Here is a 308-nt window from a genome sequence, read left to right on the forward strand (position 1 = left end):
CAAGGCTGTAAACCCTCTGACTTTGGTGAGCCGGAATGTGGACCCCGAGATGCTCACGGACTTCACCCGCGTGCTCGTCGTCGGGAAATCGCCGGTCAACAGGGTGGTGGTTTCGAAAATCGTCGAACGATCCGGACTCAAACCGACTTCGAAATCGCCCGAGGCGGCAGCAACGACATTGCGATCGCTCATTCCCGGAGCTGTCGTCCTCGATGGCGGAGCTGACAACAAGGACTGCGACGCGCTGATGTCCGGTATCGACGCGCTGCGACGCACCTCGGGCAGGTCGCTTCCCTCGGTGATCCTGC

General features: G+C 61.0%; 1 protein-coding gene. It reads left to right on the plus strand.

The genetic code is table 11. The features are described 5' to 3' along the window. Positions 1-49: 49 nt before the first annotated feature. A partial coding sequence (locus EN846_RS34385) for a response regulator (protein ID WP_135928145.1) occupies positions 50-308 on the plus strand: 259 nt, incomplete at its 3' end.

The sequence above is a fragment of the Mesorhizobium sp. M4B.F.Ca.ET.203.01.1.1 genome (assembly GCF_004791025.1).
In the GTDB taxonomy this organism is placed as follows: Bacteria; Pseudomonadota; Alphaproteobacteria; order Rhizobiales; family Rhizobiaceae; genus Mesorhizobium; species Mesorhizobium abyssinicae.